Annotated in this window: 15 protein-coding genes; 5 read left to right on the plus strand and 10 right to left on the minus strand. The window is 47.8% G+C overall.

Going from position 1 to position 18,374, the window contains the following annotated elements; genetic code table 11:
- Window positions 1-94 precede the first annotated feature (94 nt).
- The 6 genes from BLS14_RS08545 to BLS14_RS08570 form a co-directional block, all read right to left on the minus strand.
- Window positions 95-2,317, minus strand: a complete 2,223-nt coding sequence (locus tag BLS14_RS08545; protein ID WP_090951075.1) for a helix-turn-helix domain-containing protein — start codon at window positions 2,315-2,317, stop codon at window positions 95-97.
- Window positions 2,318-2,583: 266 nt separating this feature from the next.
- Window positions 2,584-3,510 carry a CBM35 domain-containing protein gene (locus tag BLS14_RS08550; protein ID WP_090951078.1) on the minus strand — a complete coding sequence of 309 codons (927 nt, stop codon included), beginning with the start codon at window positions 3,508-3,510 and terminating at the stop codon, window positions 2,584-2,586.
- Between the two features lie 3 nt (window positions 3,511-3,513).
- Window positions 3,514-4,494 carry a hypothetical protein gene (locus BLS14_RS08555; protein ID WP_090951080.1) on the minus strand — a complete coding sequence of 327 codons (981 nt, stop codon included), beginning with the start codon at window positions 4,492-4,494 and terminating at the stop codon, window positions 3,514-3,516.
- A gap of 202 nt (window positions 4,495-4,696) precedes the next feature.
- Window positions 4,697-5,533 (minus strand): carbohydrate ABC transporter permease, encoded by an 837-nt coding sequence (locus tag BLS14_RS08560; protein ID WP_063562739.1) that lies wholly within the window; start codon window positions 5,531-5,533, stop codon window positions 4,697-4,699.
- 12 nt (window positions 5,534-5,545) lie between these two features.
- Window positions 5,546-6,415, minus strand: a complete 870-nt coding sequence (locus BLS14_RS08565) for a carbohydrate ABC transporter permease (RefSeq protein WP_090806989.1) — start codon at window positions 6,413-6,415, stop codon at window positions 5,546-5,548.
- 75 nt (window positions 6,416-6,490) lie between these two features.
- Window positions 6,491-7,780: an ABC transporter substrate-binding protein gene (locus BLS14_RS08570; protein WP_256336295.1), complete on the minus strand. Its 1,290-nt coding sequence runs from the start codon at window positions 7,778-7,780 to the stop codon at window positions 6,491-6,493.
- A gap of 312 nt (window positions 7,781-8,092) precedes the next feature.
- Here BLS14_RS08570 and BLS14_RS08575 point away from each other — a divergent pair, with 312 nt between their 5' ends.
- The 5 genes from BLS14_RS08575 to BLS14_RS08590 all read left to right on the plus strand — a co-directional run bounded on the left by BLS14_RS08575 (window position 8,093) and on the right by BLS14_RS08590 (window position 15,066).
- Window positions 8,093-9,631, plus strand: a complete 1,539-nt coding sequence (locus BLS14_RS08575; protein ID WP_090951083.1) for a glycoside hydrolase family 31 protein — start codon at window positions 8,093-8,095, stop codon at window positions 9,629-9,631.
- Complete coding sequence (locus BLS14_RS32510) at window positions 9,588-9,884, plus strand: hypothetical protein (RefSeq protein ID WP_176854441.1); 297 nt, start codon at window positions 9,588-9,590, stop codon at window positions 9,882-9,884. The genes BLS14_RS08575 and BLS14_RS32510 overlap by 44 nt, the downstream gene beginning before the upstream one ends.
- Before the next feature lie 83 nt (window positions 9,885-9,967).
- Window positions 9,968-11,605, plus strand: a complete 1,638-nt coding sequence (locus tag BLS14_RS08580; protein ID WP_072733232.1) for a response regulator — start codon at window positions 9,968-9,970, stop codon at window positions 11,603-11,605.
- Window positions 11,606-11,623: 18 nt separating this feature from the next.
- Complete coding sequence (locus BLS14_RS08585; RefSeq protein ID WP_063562744.1) at window positions 11,624-13,357, plus strand: sensor histidine kinase; 1,734 nt, start codon at window positions 11,624-11,626, stop codon at window positions 13,355-13,357.
- Window positions 13,351-15,066, plus strand: a complete 1,716-nt coding sequence (locus tag BLS14_RS08590) for an extracellular solute-binding protein (protein WP_090951086.1) — start codon at window positions 13,351-13,353, stop codon at window positions 15,064-15,066. Before BLS14_RS08585 ends, BLS14_RS08590 begins: the two co-directional genes overlap by 7 nt.
- Window positions 15,067-15,158: 92 nt before the next feature.
- On the opposite strand, the gene BLS14_RS08595 is transcribed toward BLS14_RS08590, so the two are convergent.
- The 4 genes from BLS14_RS08595 to rbsB all read right to left on the minus strand — a co-directional run bounded on the left by BLS14_RS08595 (window position 15,159) and on the right by rbsB (window position 18,366).
- The gene (locus BLS14_RS08595) at window positions 15,159-15,899 is read right to left on the minus strand and encodes an SDR family NAD(P)-dependent oxidoreductase (protein ID WP_090951089.1); all 741 of its coding nucleotides are present in this window, start codon (window positions 15,897-15,899) and stop codon (window positions 15,159-15,161) included.
- 311 nt (window positions 15,900-16,210) lie between these two features.
- Window positions 16,211-16,783, minus strand: coding sequence for a TetR/AcrR family transcriptional regulator (locus tag BLS14_RS08600; protein WP_090951091.1), 573 nt, complete (start codon window positions 16,781-16,783; stop codon window positions 16,211-16,213).
- Between the two features lie 101 nt (window positions 16,784-16,884).
- On the minus strand, window positions 16,885-17,250 hold the full coding sequence (locus BLS14_RS08605; RefSeq protein WP_090806999.1) for a hypothetical protein: 366 nt from the start codon (window positions 17,248-17,250) through the stop codon (window positions 16,885-16,887).
- A gap of 186 nt (window positions 17,251-17,436) precedes the next feature.
- Window positions 17,437-18,366: a ribose ABC transporter substrate-binding protein RbsB gene (gene rbsB / locus BLS14_RS08610; RefSeq protein ID WP_063562748.1), complete on the minus strand. Its 930-nt coding sequence runs from the start codon at window positions 18,364-18,366 to the stop codon at window positions 17,437-17,439.
- Between the last annotated feature and the right edge of the window lie 8 nt (window positions 18,367-18,374).

Raw genomic sequence — 18,374 nt, forward strand, 5'->3', positions numbered from 1 at the left:
GCTCCGGTGTTTAGCCGGAGCTGCTGCATGAAATACATTATGAAACTGCTGGGTAAGCAGGCGTAGCAAACCATTTTCAACCAGTTAACCAAATTCAACCGATCTGTCTGCGCGCTGCTTCTTCGCGAAATTCGCTTGGGGAGTAGCCTACCACTTTCTTAAACACACGGCTGAATGAGATCGCGCTTGTATAACCTACCTTCTCAGCTACCTCCTGCATGGAACCTTGTGTTTCCGTGAGCAAGCGCTTTGCGGCCTGCAGGCGGATGTCAATCAAGAAGTCGACGAATTTCTGTCCGGTCTCTTCCCTGAACAGCTTGCTTACATATTTCCCATTAATGTTAAAGATTGAACTGAGATATTCAAGCGACATGTTCGGATTGGCATACTCCTCTTCGATCATTTTCCGCATATCTCGAATGGTAGCTGCATGCAGACGCCTGTTTTGCGCTTCCTTCAAATCTGTGAAAAAGCTGTTCAACACGCTCAAAGATTCTTCGCGCATTTGCTCTAGTGAATGGCACTCATCTATGATTTTACTGAGCCTCGGTAATCCATCTCCCATCCATATTTCTTGGACCTCTTTTGTCATCCCGGAGATTTCCAATCCCAAATAGTAAATTAAATAATTCATCAGGTTTGTAATTTCATCTTTCGTTAACAATCCTAGCTTCATTTCATTCATGAGCTTGTCGTACTTCGTCTTCCATTCGTCCTCAAGAAGTCTGAACGACTGGATGATGGATCGAATTACGTTTAATTGTGAGAACACCTCAACCTGACCGTGATTTGCGATGTGTTCGCTAGTAATGAGCCTGTTTTCTCCTAACACTATTTTATATTTAAGCGCCCTAAGTGCCTCTTTATAAGAATTTGCGACGCTGGAAAGCTCTGCGACCTGCTCACCAATACCTACCGTTACCGTAAACTTCAGATTTTCCTGTACCCACACACGAACGCTCTCGAAAAGTTTGAGTGTTATGGAAGTATCTGCTTCCTCCTCGCTGTCCACAAATACCATGACGCTTAGCTGAAATGCCGAAGTCCACTCGGACCAAAGTGCGAGCCCATATTTTGGAGCAAGCTCCTGAATAACACTGCGTAGCGCGAATTTAAGAAGGTTTTGGTCTCTGCGGGAGTATTGGCAGCAAAAATCGCTGTATTTATCCATTTCGATCACAAGTACGACTTGTTTATTAAACGAGTATGGAAGCTGAAGACTGTTTGTTTCTCCTATCCATTCCTCATAGGTTAAACCCATATCCCCTTCAATGAGTTGGTGGAACAAGTACCTTTTTCGCAGATGCAGATCTTCATCGTGCTTTTGCTGATACTGATTCGATTGCTCAATAATATTGGACAAGGCCGATTCGATGAAGGAAAATTCATCTCCCAACTCCTTGGACAAAGGTAGACGGTAACCGCGGATTCGCGCCACAATCTGTTCCAGCGGTCTTGAATTGCGTCTGGTAACATAGAGCAGCCATACAAAACCACCCCCGATCGTCACGATACCGATGATAAACCAGACATTATATAATGAAGAGATCACATGGAATAACTTTCCATTTATGAGTCCGCTTTGGTAGGACCATCCGGTATAGCTCGATACATAATTGGAGAAAATCTTTGATTGCTCTTTAGAATGCAAGTCACTAAACAAATCGTTTCCCGCTGCGTCCCGAATTCCGATAAAGCTTGTTTTTGAATCGTATAGGTCAGCAATACTGTTCTGCAACGAATCAGTGGCCACATTGACGACAATCATGCCTTTCTTGCCTGTAATAAATGGCGCTCCCCGTACCAAACTAACGACAGGCTTACTCCCTTTTGTAGAAAACTGCTCGAAGGTTCTTATGCCCGACCATTGCTTGGGTGCGAGCGGATCCATAGCCTTTTTAATAAATGGCTCGTCTCTGTAGTTGCTAAGTTGATCACTTGTCGCATTACTGAGCACGAAATTGTCTTCATAACGCACAAAATAGATCGAATCAATCATGGGGTAATAGGATATCATATCCTGCATTTTTTTAACTGCGCTTATGTTGATGAAAATGTTATTCTTCTCTTCATTATTGAAGAAATCAATCAACTGCTTATTATTTATGGTTTCCGACATTATCATATTGTCTATCGCCTTCAGGGAAGTATCGATCAGACGCATCGCCTGTAATGATAGCATTTTGTTGGCGTTAAGCGCCTCCTTACGGCTTTGTTCGCTTAATATCTGAAAAAAAACAAAAAATGTAAACGTGATCACGACAATAAAAATCGGCATATAAGAAAACAGCAATCGATTAAATAACGTTTTCCTCATATCCAGCCCCCAATTTTTTAAACGGAATGATATATATTTACATATTGTACACGCTTACATCTGAAGACGTCCATACAAACGGTATGTCCACCCCACAACAGTATGTAGACGAATTGCCTCTTTTTTAGCCATACAAAAATGCACCCCCTAGAATTTCATCGGCCAAACCCAGGGGTTTTTCCAATGTCTATTCTAAGGGGTGCACTTCACTCAACAGTAAGAGTCATTCTCTTAACTGTCTAACTGGAAGGGATGGCTGACCTTCTTTACCCTCCCGAACCGGTAGGGTTCACACTCACTAAGATGCGGTCGATATCTGGGGCATAACCCGTGGGCTGTGAGAACAGCAACGTATTGGACCCCGCCTGCAGATGTACTGTCGTCTCCTGTGAAGCCACTGTTGTCCAAGCGCCGGAACTTGGGAAGCTGAGCGATGTACCAGCCGCTCCATTTACACTTAATATGGCGGAGCGGCTCGCTTCACCATTCAAGTACTGGATCGTCAATTTGTAGTTGCCTGCTGACGGCACTGTTACACTATTAAACTTCAGCGTGCCGCTACCGTTGCCTAAATAACCCACCTTTGCCCCACCTGAGCAAGTCGTGCAGTTCGTAATGACCGCTGAACCTGCTAACGTGTTTCCCGCTGCCTCTGCCTCATAGGCGCTAACACCTGAATTCGGAGGTGTGACTGGCGTCACGGGCGGGTCAGCCAGTAAAGTAGAAGTCGTAGCACTCCCAGAAACGTGGAAACCGGACAGTGTTAGCCAGCCATTTAGGTTCGCGTCCTGACGCGTGTTCGCAAAACGAATGGTCTTGCCGCCGGTGAGTGGATTGACAATCCGCATGACTAACCTGTAATCCCCTGCGGGAAGGTTGTGATTCGCACTATACGAGAAGGAATAGTCCGTGTCTCCAGGCAAGATGCTTTTCAGATTCCACGATTTCGTGCCAAGCGACTTAACCCATGTATCGGAGGAATTCAGTACGCCGAACTCGACCTCCCAATTGTAGTAAAACGGAGCAACGCCCTTGTTCTGGAGTTTGACGTTGACTTGCAGTGAGGACGCCGATGAATCACTCAGCTGCACCGATGAATTGTACAGCGTATAACCAAGCATTTTATGAGCTCGCAGCGCATTAAGCTTAGCCGTCTCGTCAGGCAAAGAATTTTTGTACACACGATCGTACATTAGTCAAGAGGCGTGTGTCGTTTCGACTGAGGTCTGGAAGTCTTCACCGTTTTGGTTGGGCCAGTGCTGCCAAAAACTCGTATCCTGCTGGAGGGGTGGGTATAATTCGCCACCAATCGGATGAGTCTTCCAGATGTTCTGCAGGCCGTTCTGCGTAATCAAACTCCAGAATCCCCAGTCATTTGCGAACAACGTTTCGTACGAAAAAGAATCATCATGGTAGCCGAAAGCGTTTTTCAAATCTGCTGTACTCGCCGAATAAGGATACCTGGCCAGTACCTGGGTCTTCTGGAATGCGCTCTTGAATGCCGAAAGCAGTCCGTCACGGTTACTCTGGTTCATCTCCCAATTCGTTGGGTCTGTATTGTAGGGCCATGTATGCCACTCTCCCCAAAATCCGTATAATCCTGTTGTCAGGAAGCCAATCCGAGGATCGCCATCATAGCGGGCCCCAAGTGCGGTGACGAACTGTCGCAAAGCCTGATTCAGATTTGCGTCGTTCCAGTCGGGGGCCAGACTGTGAGTGGATGTATCATGATTGCCGTTCTGATCATAATCTCGGGTCATAAGCCCGCCATTAATTAGAAACTGCGGAATACCGCTTGTACGCCCCGGGTAGTCAACGTAGACACGAAAAGCCGCCTGGTTGCCCCGACTAGCGATATCATTTAGATAGGCATCCAGCGGTGCCCAGTTGTATGTGTTCCAATCCGTCATCAGGTCACGAAGTGAAACGTAGAACCATTCCATGCTGTGCGGAAAACTGTTGTTCGAATCAACACTTTCCGAGGGAAGCTTGGAGAAGGGTAAAAATCCCTTCAGTGGATTTAGCTCCAGCCCTGCTTTGTTCGGGTCATAGGTTTGGGCTTGCCACTCCCCTGACGCATAGGCATGGTTGGGCTTGAAGTTCATAAACATTATCGAGCCAAGTAGACAAAAGACGACCATCATCAATCCTAGCCTTGCGATTCTTGCATTCGACATTGCATCTTTCACTCCTGTTCGCATGAGATTAACTATTAAATATGGCAACGAACTTGCTCGCCAGTCTCACTCACCCCCTCTCCAGCTCGGAACTCCAAGCATGAACGAGAACACACCTCGTCTCTACTTGATGCAAAAAGCTTAGTAAACGTGGTGGTACGCTCAATCCATTTTCCAGATTACATCGGCGTAATTCAAAAAATCATCCCTTACTGGCACTGAAGGCGACACCCTCAATAAACCGCCGTTGGAAAATAAAAAACAGTATGAGCATCGGAATAACGGCCATGAACGCCCCAGCCATCAATACAGGATAATCCGTACCGAACATGGAGACAAGTGTGGCAAGGCCTGCCGACAGCGTTAATTTTTCCGGTGAGCTGTTGATGATAAGTGGCCACTGTAGTTCATTCCATGACCAGAGTAGTTGGATGATGACGACTGCAACCAGTGCTGACTTGACAAGCGGCAGCATGATGTAGCGAAAGATTTGGAACGGATTGCATCCGTCGAGCACTGCCGCCTCCTCCAATTCTTTGGAGATTCCGAGGAAAAACTGGCGCAGCAAAAAGGTAGCAAATGGGCTGACGAGCGAAGTGATCCAAAGTGCGGTCGTCGTATTCACCAATCCTAGTTTGCTCATCATCAAATATTGCGGGGTATAGAACACCGGGTTGGGAATCATCATGACCGAAATGATCAGAAAAAAACACAGACCTCTACCCGGAAAGCGAATGCGTGCAAATGCAAAGGCCGCCATCGCGCTGAAGACGACAGGGAATAATGTCTTCATGAACGCAGCCATCAGCGTATTCGCATAATAATGCAAGAAGGCCGACTGCCTAAGGGCGTCTACATAGCCTCGCAAGCTCGGCTCGGCAGGTAATATCGTAATCGGAATCTGGGTCGCCTCCGTCGTCGTCTTGAGCGACGTAAGAATCATCCAGAGAAATGGAAGCACCATGACGGCTGCGCCAGCGATCAGAACCAAATGAATAATAAGGTTGCTTCTATGCTTCGAAGAGACAACTCTGCTCACTTTTGTACCTCCTCAATCGTAAATCACCCATTTTTTTTGCAGCATGAACTGGATACCCGTCAAAACCAGGTTGATCACCAGCAAAATGTTGACAATCGCTGCTCCATAGTTCTGATCGTAATAGATAAATGAATTTTGGTAATAAGCGTATACAAGAGAACGCACGGCCGGTAGCGCAACGTTCGTTTTACCGATAATCAGATAGATACTGTCAAAAATTTGTGTGGCACCGATCACAAGCACGATCGACGTAAAAAATAGTGTTGGTGTTAATAGCGGGAGCGTAATGGAACGAAACTTGCGAAAGCCGACAGCGCCATCAATCTCAGCCGCCTCATACAGAGTACGTGGAATGCCTTGAAGCCCAGCTAGGATCAGCAACATGTTAAAGCCAATCGCTCCCCAAACACCGACCATGACAAGAGCATACATGGCGAACCGCTTGTCAGAGATCCACGCGATGTGTGTGCCGAGTACAGAGTTTAGTAGTCCGTAATCCTGAGCGAAAATAATGACCCACACCATAGCAGCCGCGGCCGCCATCGTAACCTGCGGTAGAAAATAAATGACCCGGTAGACAGCCTGGCCCTTGATCTTAGCGTTCAGCAGTACGGCGAAGAACGTCGAAAGTATAATCGTCGTAGGTACAAACAGCACAACATAAAGTATCGTATTACGTAGATTTTGCCAGAACTCTTCATCCATAAATAATCTCTCGTAGTTGGCCCAACCGACCCAGTGGTTGACAAGGCCGAAGTTTTCGGACTTCAGGAAGCTCAGATAGATGGAATAGACTGCTGGCCAGCTCCAGAAAATGAGCGTTCCGATCAATGTCGGAGCGATCATCATATAAGCCCATATATATCTGCTTTTCGAATGCATTGCCTTCACCTCATTTGTGCCATAGGTATTCCGTTAACCGGAATACCATCGACAATTTTGCCTGACGTAGGGCGCTTACTTTGCGCCCTCAATCGCCTGATTCATCATTTCCGCCACTTTCTTGGCGCCTTCTTCGATTGAAATGGCGCCGCCCCATGCCTGTGACATGATTTCTGCTTCTTTCGAGAACCAGACTGGGTACGATTTTGAACCGCTCGGGTACGGAGTCGCGTCCGCCGCCTGATCAATAAATACCTGCAGGTTCAAATCGGGATTGTTCTTCACCCATGCGTCTTGCGTGTTATTGAACGCCGGAATCGCGGCACCCATCTCTGCCGTGATCTCAGCGGCCTCCTTGGAGCCGAGGAATTTCAGGAACTGCCATGCTTCATCCTTGTGCTTACCCTTAGTGGACATGACGTTGCCGATGCCATTAATGATATTGCCACGCTTGACCTTCCCCTTCGGCAGGGGTGCCCAATCGTACTTTCCTTTGATAATTTCACTACTCGCCAGATTGCCGTTGTCCCAGGACCCGTCGAAAATCATCGCGAGCTTGCCGGACTTGAACATTTCGACCGAATCCGTGTCGGTCATCTGCTGGTGCGTCGGCGAAGCCTTGTCAAGAATCATCTGGTAACGGGCCTTTAGTGCCTCAATCGAAGCCAATTCGTCGTAGCCGGATTTGGTCATGTCGTCATTTAAAATAAAACCACCGTTCGCTAACATGTCGTTCCAATAGCCCGCTTGGGTGTCCAGCTTTGCGCCAAAACCGTAAATGCCCTTGTCTGGCTGACTTAGCTGTTTGGCGACTTCAGCAAGCTTGGCATAATCCCATGTATCGTCTGGATAAGGAATGTTCGCCTGATCGAACAGCTCCTTGTTGTAGGCCAGACCAATGGTATCGAAGTCCTTTGGAATACCGTAGTTTTGACCGTCCATCGTATAGATGGAGACGAGGTTGGACGCGTAGTTGTTCAGATCGATTTCATTGGCCTGCACTTTGTCCGTGATCGGCTCGAGGAACTGGCCTTCTGCGTACTTCATAAACTGACCGCCATGCATCCAGAATACATCAGGCAGCATTCCCGCTGGCGCTGCGGCGGACATCTTCGTCCAATATTCGCCCCAAGGAATAGCATCAACTTTCACCTTGATATTCGGGTGCTGCTCAGTGAACGCATCGGCGATCGCCTCCATTGCCGGCTGCTGGTTTTTGTCCCAGATCGTATAAGAGATCGTAACGTTCTTCTGGGCACCACCGTCGGTAGCTCCGCCCCCGTCGTTAGAACTATTACAGCCCGCCATCAACGAGACAAGAAGTAAGCTGGCGATCCCTGCTGCCATTTTTTTTCTTATATTCATCATCAAACTCCCCTCGACTTTTCTTAAAAATGAAGTTGTACTCTTATGTCCAGCAATCATGCTCCAAAAGCTGGAGGACGGAAAAAATGCGCGTTTTTTCCGTCAGTCGATCGTCGTGAGCTCTTGACGTTCTCATCATAAATCAGGAAAAATCCGGTTTAAATGCCCAGATTTTAAGATTCAAACCACATTTTTAAGATCCCCTTCCCAACTGCGGATGATCTCTGCATAATAAAACGCGTACCTAAATTCAAACGATTGGGGCAAATCATCCACAAGATTTTGTCCGCAATTCCAAAGGAGAATTCTCCCATGAATAATATCTCAATCACCCGGTTGCCCGGTGAGTACTGGTGGGGCGGTGTGATCAACGATGGCAGCTCCATGCCGTTTGGCCAGACAACATATACGAGGGATTTGCGTGTGACGGATGACAATCAGGCCTCGCCTTTGCTGCTCTCCAATAAAGGCAGATATATTTGGAGCGAGGAACCGTTTGCTTTCCATGTGGACGGGAATGGACTCTCGGTCTTTGATAACGCAGGTGAAGTCGTCGTGGAAGAGGAACATAGCTCCCTGCAGGGAGCATACCGTCATGCTGCTGGCACACACTTCCCTCCTTCCAAGCAAATGCCCGACGCTCTCGTCTTCACAGCCCCGCAGTACTGTACCTGGGTCGAGATGTTCTATAACCCCACGCAGGACAGAATTATCCGTTATGCAGAATCAATTCTAGCGAACGGGCTACCGCCCGGCGTCCTCATTATCGACGACAATTGGATGATGGATTATGGCATGTGGGACTTTGACAAGCACAGGTTCCCGAATCCCCGGGAGATGATCGATACGCTTCATGGCATGGGTTTCAAGGTGATGCTCTGGATGTGCCCATACGTAAGTGCGGACTGCACCATGTTTAAGGAATTGCGGGCGGGTGATCTGCTTCTAATAGGCGTGGACAACGCGCCAATCATCCGACATTGGTGGAATGGGTACAGCGCAGTTGTGGATTATACGAAGGAGGAAGGTGCAGCCTGGTTCAAGCGGCAGATGGATCGTCTGATCACTGATTACGGTGTTGATGGTTTTAAGCTTGACGCCGGCGAGCCGTTCTTGCCGGGCGGAGCGGACACGACCCAGCCCGTTGCATGGACTCGTCCCCTGCGTCAGCTTGAAGACTGCGAAGCATATGCTAATCTCGGAGTTGGCTACTCGCTGGTTGAGTTGCGGATGTGTTGGAAACTCGGTGGCCAGGGACTCATCCAGCGCCAGCGGGACAAGACACATACGTGGGACGCCACTGGGCTCAGCGGACTCATACCCAACGCGATTGCTCAGGGACTGCTTGGTTACGCATTTAACTGCCCCGATATGATCGGCGGCGGTATGGACGGCGATATCAACTCTCCGGAATTTCACTTTGACAGCGAATTGTTCATACGGTATACCCAGTGTGCCGCACTGTTCCCTGTGATGCAGTTTTCCATGGCACCCTGGCGCGTGCTGAAAGGTGAGGAGCTAACCTGGTGCCTTGACGCTGTACGGCTAAGATCCGAGCTTGGTCCCGAAATTCTGGCGCTCGCTCGCCAAGCGGCTGCAGACGGTTTACCGATACTGCGCAGCTTGGAGTTCGAATATCCCGGCTGCGGCTACGAGCTCGTAAATGACCAGTTTCTCCTCGGACAGAATCTGCTCGTTGCGCCAGTCGTCGTCAAGGGACTGACATCCAGAAACGTGATTTTTCCTGAGGGTCAATGGCAGGACGAGGATGGAAATATCATCAACGGGCCTATCGAACTTCAAGTTGATGCGCCCCTCTCACGTTTGCCTTGGTATCGCAAAATCCAATAGGAGGTATGTATATCTCCATGAAAAAATAAAGCTGGCTCTGATTGGCGCAAACGCCCGAGGGCTGCCTAGCTATGCTCCCTATGTACTCGCCCATTCGGACGAGGCCGAATTCGTAGCAGTCGCCTCCGCTCAGGCCTCGTTTGACAGCCATCTGATGGCATTCGCTGCCGAGGCGTCAAGGCTGAGGCAGGGATTAGTCGTCGAGATGAGCGAATTCAAGGCAACGATTCTGGCGTCTTGGGCCTGCAATTGACAAAGGAACAGTTCTGCTCAGATAATAAAAAGGTTGAAGATACGTCAACCGTAACAAGCGAAAACTGACTGGGGGATTTAAGCATGTATGAGCTACTAATTGTTGATGATCATGCTCATCTCGTGGACAGTCTCGAACGCACCATGCCGTGGGAAGCGCTCGGCATTGGCAAGGTTCACAAGGCTTTCTCTGGCGAAGAGGCACTCGAACATTGCAAGAGCTATCCCGTCGATATTATCATCACCGATATTCGAATGCCCGGGATCTCCGGCCTGGAGCTGATCGAGCATATAAAAAAATATGACAAACACTTCAAAAGCATCCTGCTATCCGGCTACGGCGAATGGGACTACGCACAGGAGGCGATCAGACAACAGGTGGATGGTTATCTGCTCAAGCCAGTCGACCAAAGAGAGCTGGCCGACATGCTGCGCCAACTTACGGAAGCGCTTCATCTGGAATGGGACGAACGGGGAAAACAGGTGAAGGCAATGAGCATGCTCAGCGAACATATGCCATTGTTTCGAGAAAAGCTGCTTATGGATCTGCTTCAAGGTAGGAAGCTTGCTCCCAAGCTTCTCGAAGAAAAAATGGCTTATTATCGGCTGCCGTTCTGTCCGAGCGACGAAACTGCAATATGCCTCCTACGCATTGAATCGTCTGCTGAGGAGTTGAACTGGAAGGATCAGTCCCTGCTCTCCTCGGCCGTCGCAAATATCGCTGAGGAAACCTTCTCGGAATTGTTTCATGTCTGGCACGGGCGTGATGCGTACGAGCATGAAGTCTTCGTTCTCAAGGTACGGGAAGAGTCATGGCTAGCGCGGGAGAAGGAGCCGGAGCTTAATCGGCAGCGATCCCTCGAACATTTGGCGGCCAGGCTGCAGCAGCACGTCAGACACTTTCTCAAAAGCAGCATTTCAATCGTCGTGAGCCACTGGCAGGTCATGGCTCACGGCCTGCGTGAAACTTACCAGGACGCACTGGCTATACTCACCCGCCATCTTGGCGGTGAGACGGGCCTCTTAATCCGCCTGCAGGACGCCTTAGTGCCGGAAAAGCCCTACCGAGTCCATAGTCTTTACGAGTCACCCACGATGATCCAGTTGTTCGAAATTTACCAGTGGGAGGCGATCTCTGCCAAGTGGGACGCCATTTTCCTTGAGGTGACAAACAAACGAATGGATTCACGGGAAACGCTACTTGAGCTCTATTATCACGCGATGGGCGCCTTCAGCTTTTTTGCCCACAAAAACGGACTCAGCCTGCTTGAGATCATCCCTCCAGAGCTGGAAAAGGCCACTGAAACCAACCGTTTCCGCCATATGTACCAGCTTCAGGATTGGATAGTACTCACGCTCGAGCGATTGCGGGAGATGACCAAAAGCGAATGGAACAATGAGCAAGTAGCGCTCATCCGTAAGGTCCAACAGTTCATCACAGCGCATCTCGCGGACGCCACGCTGCAGACGGCAGCGGATCACGTCGGCCTGCATCCCGCGTATCTGTCCGCTCTGTTCAAAAGCAAGGCAAGCGAAAATATTAGCGAATATTTGTACAAAGTGCGCATGCAGCGCGCGCGGGAAATCCTTATCGAGCAACCAGAACTCAAGGTTAGCGACGTTGCGACGGCAATCGGCTACCATAAGCCGCAGTACTTCATCAAGTTGTTCAAAGAGCATTGTGGACTGACACCGCAAGACTTCCGTCATCAATCCTCCTGACCGAACGGGGACATTATAATGAAACTAACCATTTTCACAAAAATTGTACTTGTCATCTTTCTACTGCTCGTCTCTACCCTGCTTCTGTACTATCTGACCAATCGCTCCAGCGTGCGGCTCATCAAGCAGGAAATTCAAAGAGTGAAATTGAATGAGCTTACTTTCCTGGCCGGAGACATCGACAACAATCTGTCCAAAGTTTCGTCCTTTAGCGATTTTCTCGTACTCGACAAAGATGTGCGACTGCTTGCGACTCCTTCCTTTCTGGAAGGAGATTTTGAGCTGAACAAGTTGAAACTGCGGGTATCGGACAAGTTGAACCTGTTGCATGCCCTGAACAACTGGAACGCCGAATTTATGGTGATTTACGATGAGGATAGTTCATCTTTCTCCTCCACGTCCTCTTCGTCAAAGTTAAGCGAACTGTACCTGGAGACGCACTTCCGTCCGTTCTGGCAGTATGAGCAGACGGGCGATGGCACGTATTTGACGTATTATTTGGCGCATCCGTACACCTTCCGCTTTGATCCGGAGGAAGTGTCTTATGTCGTCAGGGCCAAGATCGACACCAAAAATGTACTCGCCTACTTGGACCGCGCCAAGGGAACGAACGACAACAGCACGATCTTGTTGTCTACGGCCGGGGATGTGCTTGCAAGCGACACAGGGAAGCTTCCTTTCATCCGTGAATTGACAAGCCGACTTGAAGTTGGTAAAGAACTGAGTGGTAACCGACTTATTAAACTGAACGGTGAGCAATACCTCGTTAATTTCACTGCTCTGAGTAACTTTAAAGATTGGTACATCGCCGACTATACCCCGATCAGTGAGGTGCTCAATCCGATCTATGCCAACCAGCGTCTCTACTACTTCTCTAGCGTTTTCCTACTTCTGTTCAGTATCCTGCTCGCCCTGCTGTTATACCGGGACGTGCAGATTCCGATACGTAAACTGCTCTGGGGCGTGAGGAAAATCACATCCGGTCAATATTCCATCAAGCTCCACCAAGAGAGCAATGACGAATTCATGTATTTGTTTGAGCGCTTCAACGAAATGTCCAAAGAGATCAAAGAATTGATTGAAAGGGTTTACATGGAACAGATACGCTCCAAAGAAGCAAAGCTTCGGCAGCTCCAATCCCAGATCCAGCCGCATTTCCTGTACAACTCGCTTGCATTTATCAAGAGTATGACCGAGCTTGATGAGAAGCAGGCCGTCATTGACATGTCTATAAGCTTAAGCCGTTATTTCCGGCAAACGATCAAGTTCGAGAACACGTATACAACGGTGCGGGATGAGCTTGAGCTCGTCCGGTTATACCTGACGATCCAGAGCCTTCAGATGGACCGCTTCGTTTTCACCATTGATGTCGAAGAGCAGCTCCTCGATATACAGGTGCCGCGACTGCTTCTACAACCGCTCGCGGAAAATGCCATTCTGCACGGCATTGAGGCGCTGCGCATGGTTGGTGACATCCGAATTCGTGGCTATTCCAACGGTGAATATTGTGAGCTGATTGTGGCGGATAACGGCTGTGGTGTCGAGCCCGGTCGACTCGACACGCTTCGTAATGCAATCTACTACGGCGCGGACGCCAATACTGCGTGGGCGCTTCACAATGTATATGAGCGGATGAGAGCGATGCTCGGCTCAGAGGCCGATATGGAGCTGGCTAATGGAGAACTGGGTGGACTTCAGGTGACGTTGCGCTGGAAAGTGGTCCGTGAACAGGAGGTAACAGAGATATGTTAATCTGGAAATGGTTGAGGCAGACAGGTCTGTTTGGCCTCGCGATCATCTTGTTTCTAGTCGTTATGATTTTCTCGTTTATCTTTTGGGAAGATCCAACGGCACCCTCCCAACTACTGAAGAAAGAAAACACTTCTGTCAGGCCTGCCCCTTCGTTCATCGGTGGAAAATATGAGTCTCCCGTCGTCTTGACGACCGTTGGGCATCTGTACCCGGACATCGAGTTCAAAAACGGTGAGGATCTGCAAAACAACGTACTGAGCCGACTGTTTGAGGACAAGCTTGGCATCAAGGTCAATTACCTCTGGACGACGACTGGTGATGAGGATGTCTACATCAATAAACTGAACACCTTGATCGCGACCGGTCAGTCCCTTCCCGACATCGTCACATTCAAGGGTGGACAAAATATGTATCCGCTGCTGCGCTCCGGTGCCTTCAGGGACGTAGGAGAGTTGTTCGAGCAGTATGCCTCACCCACGTGGAAGGCAGCCATGGCGCAGGCACCCGAGTCGTGGGAGCGGTACATGATCAACGGCAAAAAAATGGCGATACCAATCCTCGACGGCAAGATGAATTCGAACGAGGTATTGTACATTCGTCAGGATTGGCTTGATAAGCTTGGTCTGAAGGCGCCCACCACCATCGAAGAGATGGAGTCCGTCATGGATGCGTTCGTTCATCTAGACCCGGACGGCAATGGTAAAGACGACACCTATGGACTTAGCATCAGCTTGAAAAATTCGTTTTTCACCTGGATGTCGGATGCGGGATTTGTATTTGGGGCTTATGGGGAGATGCCGGATATCTGGAGCACAGACCCGGACGGGATGCTGTCTTACGGTACGGTCCAACCAAGTGTTCGGCAAGGTCTAACGACGTTAAAACGCTGGATGGAGCGAGGCTACATACCAAAGGATGCTGAGATTCTCGATGAGGTCCAAGCGACGGAGTCATGGAAGCTTGGCAAGACAGGCATGATTGTGGCGCCGCTGTGGGCGGCCGGATGGCCGCTAGGGAACGTAACTACGAAAGTACCGGACGCCCGGTTCGAGGCATACCCGATCCCCGTCGGGCCGAGCGGCTTATCTGGTACGCGTGGCACACCACCAGAGTATGGCGCAATTGCTATCAATGCAGATATGGCGAATCCTGAGATTTTTTTCAACTATATGAACTTTGTTTATGACAACTTCATTGATCCTCCTGCTGGCTCACCGTATCGCTGGGGTATCGCTGAAGGCTACGACTACGGCTATGAGGATGGCAAGGTGACATTTCTGGAAAGCCAGGTTCCGGGCGGTTTTGCAGACCCCCAGAAGTATCTCTTAAGCCTGTCTCTCCCCTCTGTCCCTAACCTGCTCAGTGAATCGATTGCTCGCATCAACAGCGGTGTATCCGATCAGACCTCATATGACATCAAAAACAAGCTGCTCCGTACACCTCAAGAGCTGAAGGGCTGGCAAATCGTTGAAAGCAATCCCTCCGTCTACAAGACAGATGCCTTCACAGGTGCACCTACGCCTACGATGGAAAAGATCGGTGACGCCCTTGACGAGTTACTGCATGACGCGATGCTCAAAATCGTATACGGGCAGGAGCCGTTGTCAAGCTTCGATCTCGTCGTCGCTAGATGGCACAAGCTAGGTGGCGATAAGATCACTGAAGAGGTGAACAACTGGTACACATCGCTGGAAAAAATCAATCAATAATCGTTGTTTTCTGTGGGTTATGTAAAAATTGAAAGGATCAGATTAAAAACATGGCGCACAATGTTTAGTTGTACGCCATGTTTAATGAAATATTAATGCAATGCTCCTAGGCTTCTCAGATTGAAATTGTAGTTCAGGTTTACAATCCCTACGACTTCGTTACTATCATATAGATCTAACATAAAGCCTGCCATTTCTTTGGCGGTGTGGTATTTAGACATGTTTGCTTTGTAATCAAAATCTTCTGTATCTAATGATTTATTCACGAATTCCGTTTCCGTTATAGCTGGAGCTAGCACTTTTGCTTTTAGTTTTGCATCTTTTATTTCAAGTTCTTTGGCAAGCCCTTCTGTGAAGGCACTAACGTAGAATTTCGTTGCCGAATACGCAACACTTCCAACAGCAATGGCATATCCAAGTGCGGATGCAACGTTAATTAACTGAGTTCCCTCTATGTCTGCATAATCTCGCACATACAGTGTGGAAAGGATCGTCAGGGACTCAATGTTCACACGCAGCATGGTTTCAACTTTCTCCAGATTCTGTTCTGCTACAAAAGAACCTTCACCAAGCCCCGCATTGTTAATCCAAGTCTCGATTTGGTATTCCTTCAGCGTGTTATAAAGTGTATATGCCTGAGCAGTATCCGATAGATCACTAGTTTGAACAATAACATGTACTGTAGCGTCAATATTCTGAATTGCTAATTTGAGTTCTTGTAATTTGTCCAATCTTCTTGCGACCAAAATTAAGTTTTTGCCTCGTGCAGCAAACGCCAATGCTGTCTCATATCCAATCCCTGAACTTGCACCTGTAATAACTGTATATTTCATCCTATTCTCTCCTTATCAACATGTATTTTAGTATAAGTAAGCTATTAAAATAATTTTAGAACGATCGTTCTTGATATTGCAAAAAAAACAGTTAGATCCAACTTGCTATTTAGAATAGCATTTCTAGAACGAACAGTAAAGAATTATTTTCTGACTGCTATATAATGATGTTGGGACAGGGAACTATGAGTTATGCCAGACATGCGATACAAGTTCTTATAACGTTAACAGGACAAGAACCTGTATCACTAAAACAAATCAGCCTTCATGGACACAACTCCCACTTTGCCATCCAACCTGTAACTCCACTTTTAATCTAAAACGGATAATGTCATATCCATAATATTTGTTAATTTTTGCTGATCCGTAGTGGTCTTAACCAACGTACGTATCCCCACCCATGCATTCATCAAATAATGTGAAATAACTTCAGGGTCAACGTCAGCCTTGATTTCACCCTTTTGCTGGCCTTCCAGAACAAGGTTTCTCAAGAATTCCTCTGTTCGCAAGTAACTCTCATTAACCAAGGATGCAACTTCAGGATCCAATACGCCCAGTTCCACGCCTGAGTTTACAAGAAAACAGCCTATAGGTTGTCCTTCATTTCTTATAGTTGACTCAAACAATACCCTAATAATCTCTTTGATTGGTTTTTGGGTATCAATTAGAAAACTCATTTTGTTGGTCTGCTTCGATTCATATCGTTGAAGAGCTTTCATAAACAGAGCATGCTTATCCCCAAAGGTATCATAGATACTTCTTCGATGAATGCCCATATATTCAACCAAATCCTGCATCGAAGTTTTCTCATATCCTTGGGCCCAGAACAATTGTATGGCTTTATCTAATACTTCATTAACTTCAAATTCTTTGGATCTTGCCATCCTCATCACCTCGAATAATCATTATACATTGAAGTGAACCATCGGCAAACTGAAAATGAACAAGTGCATAGATTACAGGGATGACATGCGCAAAAGAAGATTTATTTTTTCACAACGTCATCCATGGCTTGAACAGCTAATTCGAATGCCTTGATTCTTCTTCTTAAAAGCGTCTTTTGAGGGCTGCCCGCTTTGGACTTATTATAACTGTTCTCAAGTGATGGGAATAATCCAATCAGAACATTTCGAGCTCCTGCTAACTCTTCGTTGGTGAACTGATGAGCTTTTTGATTCCAGGCCATTTCCAGCATAGCCAAACCGACGTATAAGGCGTTAAGTCGTTTCTTTAATAAAGTAGTGTTATTCCCTTTCTGAGTCAAATTAGTCAAGGCGTTTTCGGATTTGCGTATGGTCGATTGGAAAGCTTGGATGGATTGCACTTGTTCTTCCTCTGATACATTTTCCATGTAGTGCTAACCTCTCCTTTTCTCATGCATACAACTAATTTACATTCCTGACGAGATGTAATCAATATTATACTGGGCAAAAACTACCGCAGGTTTCAATGTTAACTGTCTTTTTCACCGTAGCAGATGGATAAATTAAAAATCCCGCCCTAGACATTTTGTCCAGAACGGGACGTACTTGTTGAATTAATCGTTTGCGTTTTCCTTGGTCAACAGCTTCAATTCAGCAGGAATTGATTTTTCTACCTGCTTGCCGCCCAGTACATCCAGAGCAGCTTGCACCGCCAGCTGGCCAATCAGTACTGGCTGCTGAGCGACTGTTGCTGTCAACTTTCCGTCCTTAATGGATTTGATCGCATCATCATTGCCGTCAAATCCAATCACGGGAATGTCTTTACCAGAACTTTGGATCGCTTCGATCGCCCCCAATGCCATCTCGTCGTTATGGGCAAATACAGCCTGCACGTCAGGATTACCCTGCAGCAGATTCTCCATTACATTCAAACCTTTGGAGCGATCAAAATCGGCAGACTGCTTCGCAACCACATTAAGTTTTTGGTCAGCAATCTCGTGGAAACCTTTCCCCCGCTCTCTTGTTGCTGAAGCTCCGGGTACACCCTCAAGTTCAATCACTTTTGCTCCCTCGCCAAGCTGTTTTACGAAATATTCCGCCGCCATTTGTCCACCTTTGACGTTATCGGATGCGACCAATGCTGCCACGTCGCCTTTGTCTGCGGAACGGTCCAATGTAATTACTGGAATACCCACGCTATTGGCCGATTGAACAGCCGTTGAGATTGCCGCGGAATCCGCAGGGTTAATCAGCAGAGCATCCACGCCCTGTTGAATCAGGTCGTCCACATCATTGGTTTGTTTGGCTGAATCATTTTGAGCATCAACCACGATGACCTGAATTCCTTGTTTTTTGGCTTCCGCAACGACTCCGTCCTTGAGGGAAACAAAGAAGGGATTATTCAACGTGGAAACTGACAGGCCGATTTTTTTCTGTCCATTGCTTCCGGCAGAGTCGGGCTTAGCCCAACCCGGAGGCTCCAGAGAGCATCCTGCCAGAACGATCATCATTACGCTTACAAGCAATATGGTTAGTTTTTTCATGTTCGCTT

This window comes from Paenibacillus sp. OK060, assembly GCF_900101205.1.
Classification (GTDB): domain Bacteria; phylum Bacillota; class Bacilli; order Paenibacillales; family Paenibacillaceae; genus Paenibacillus; species Paenibacillus marchantiae.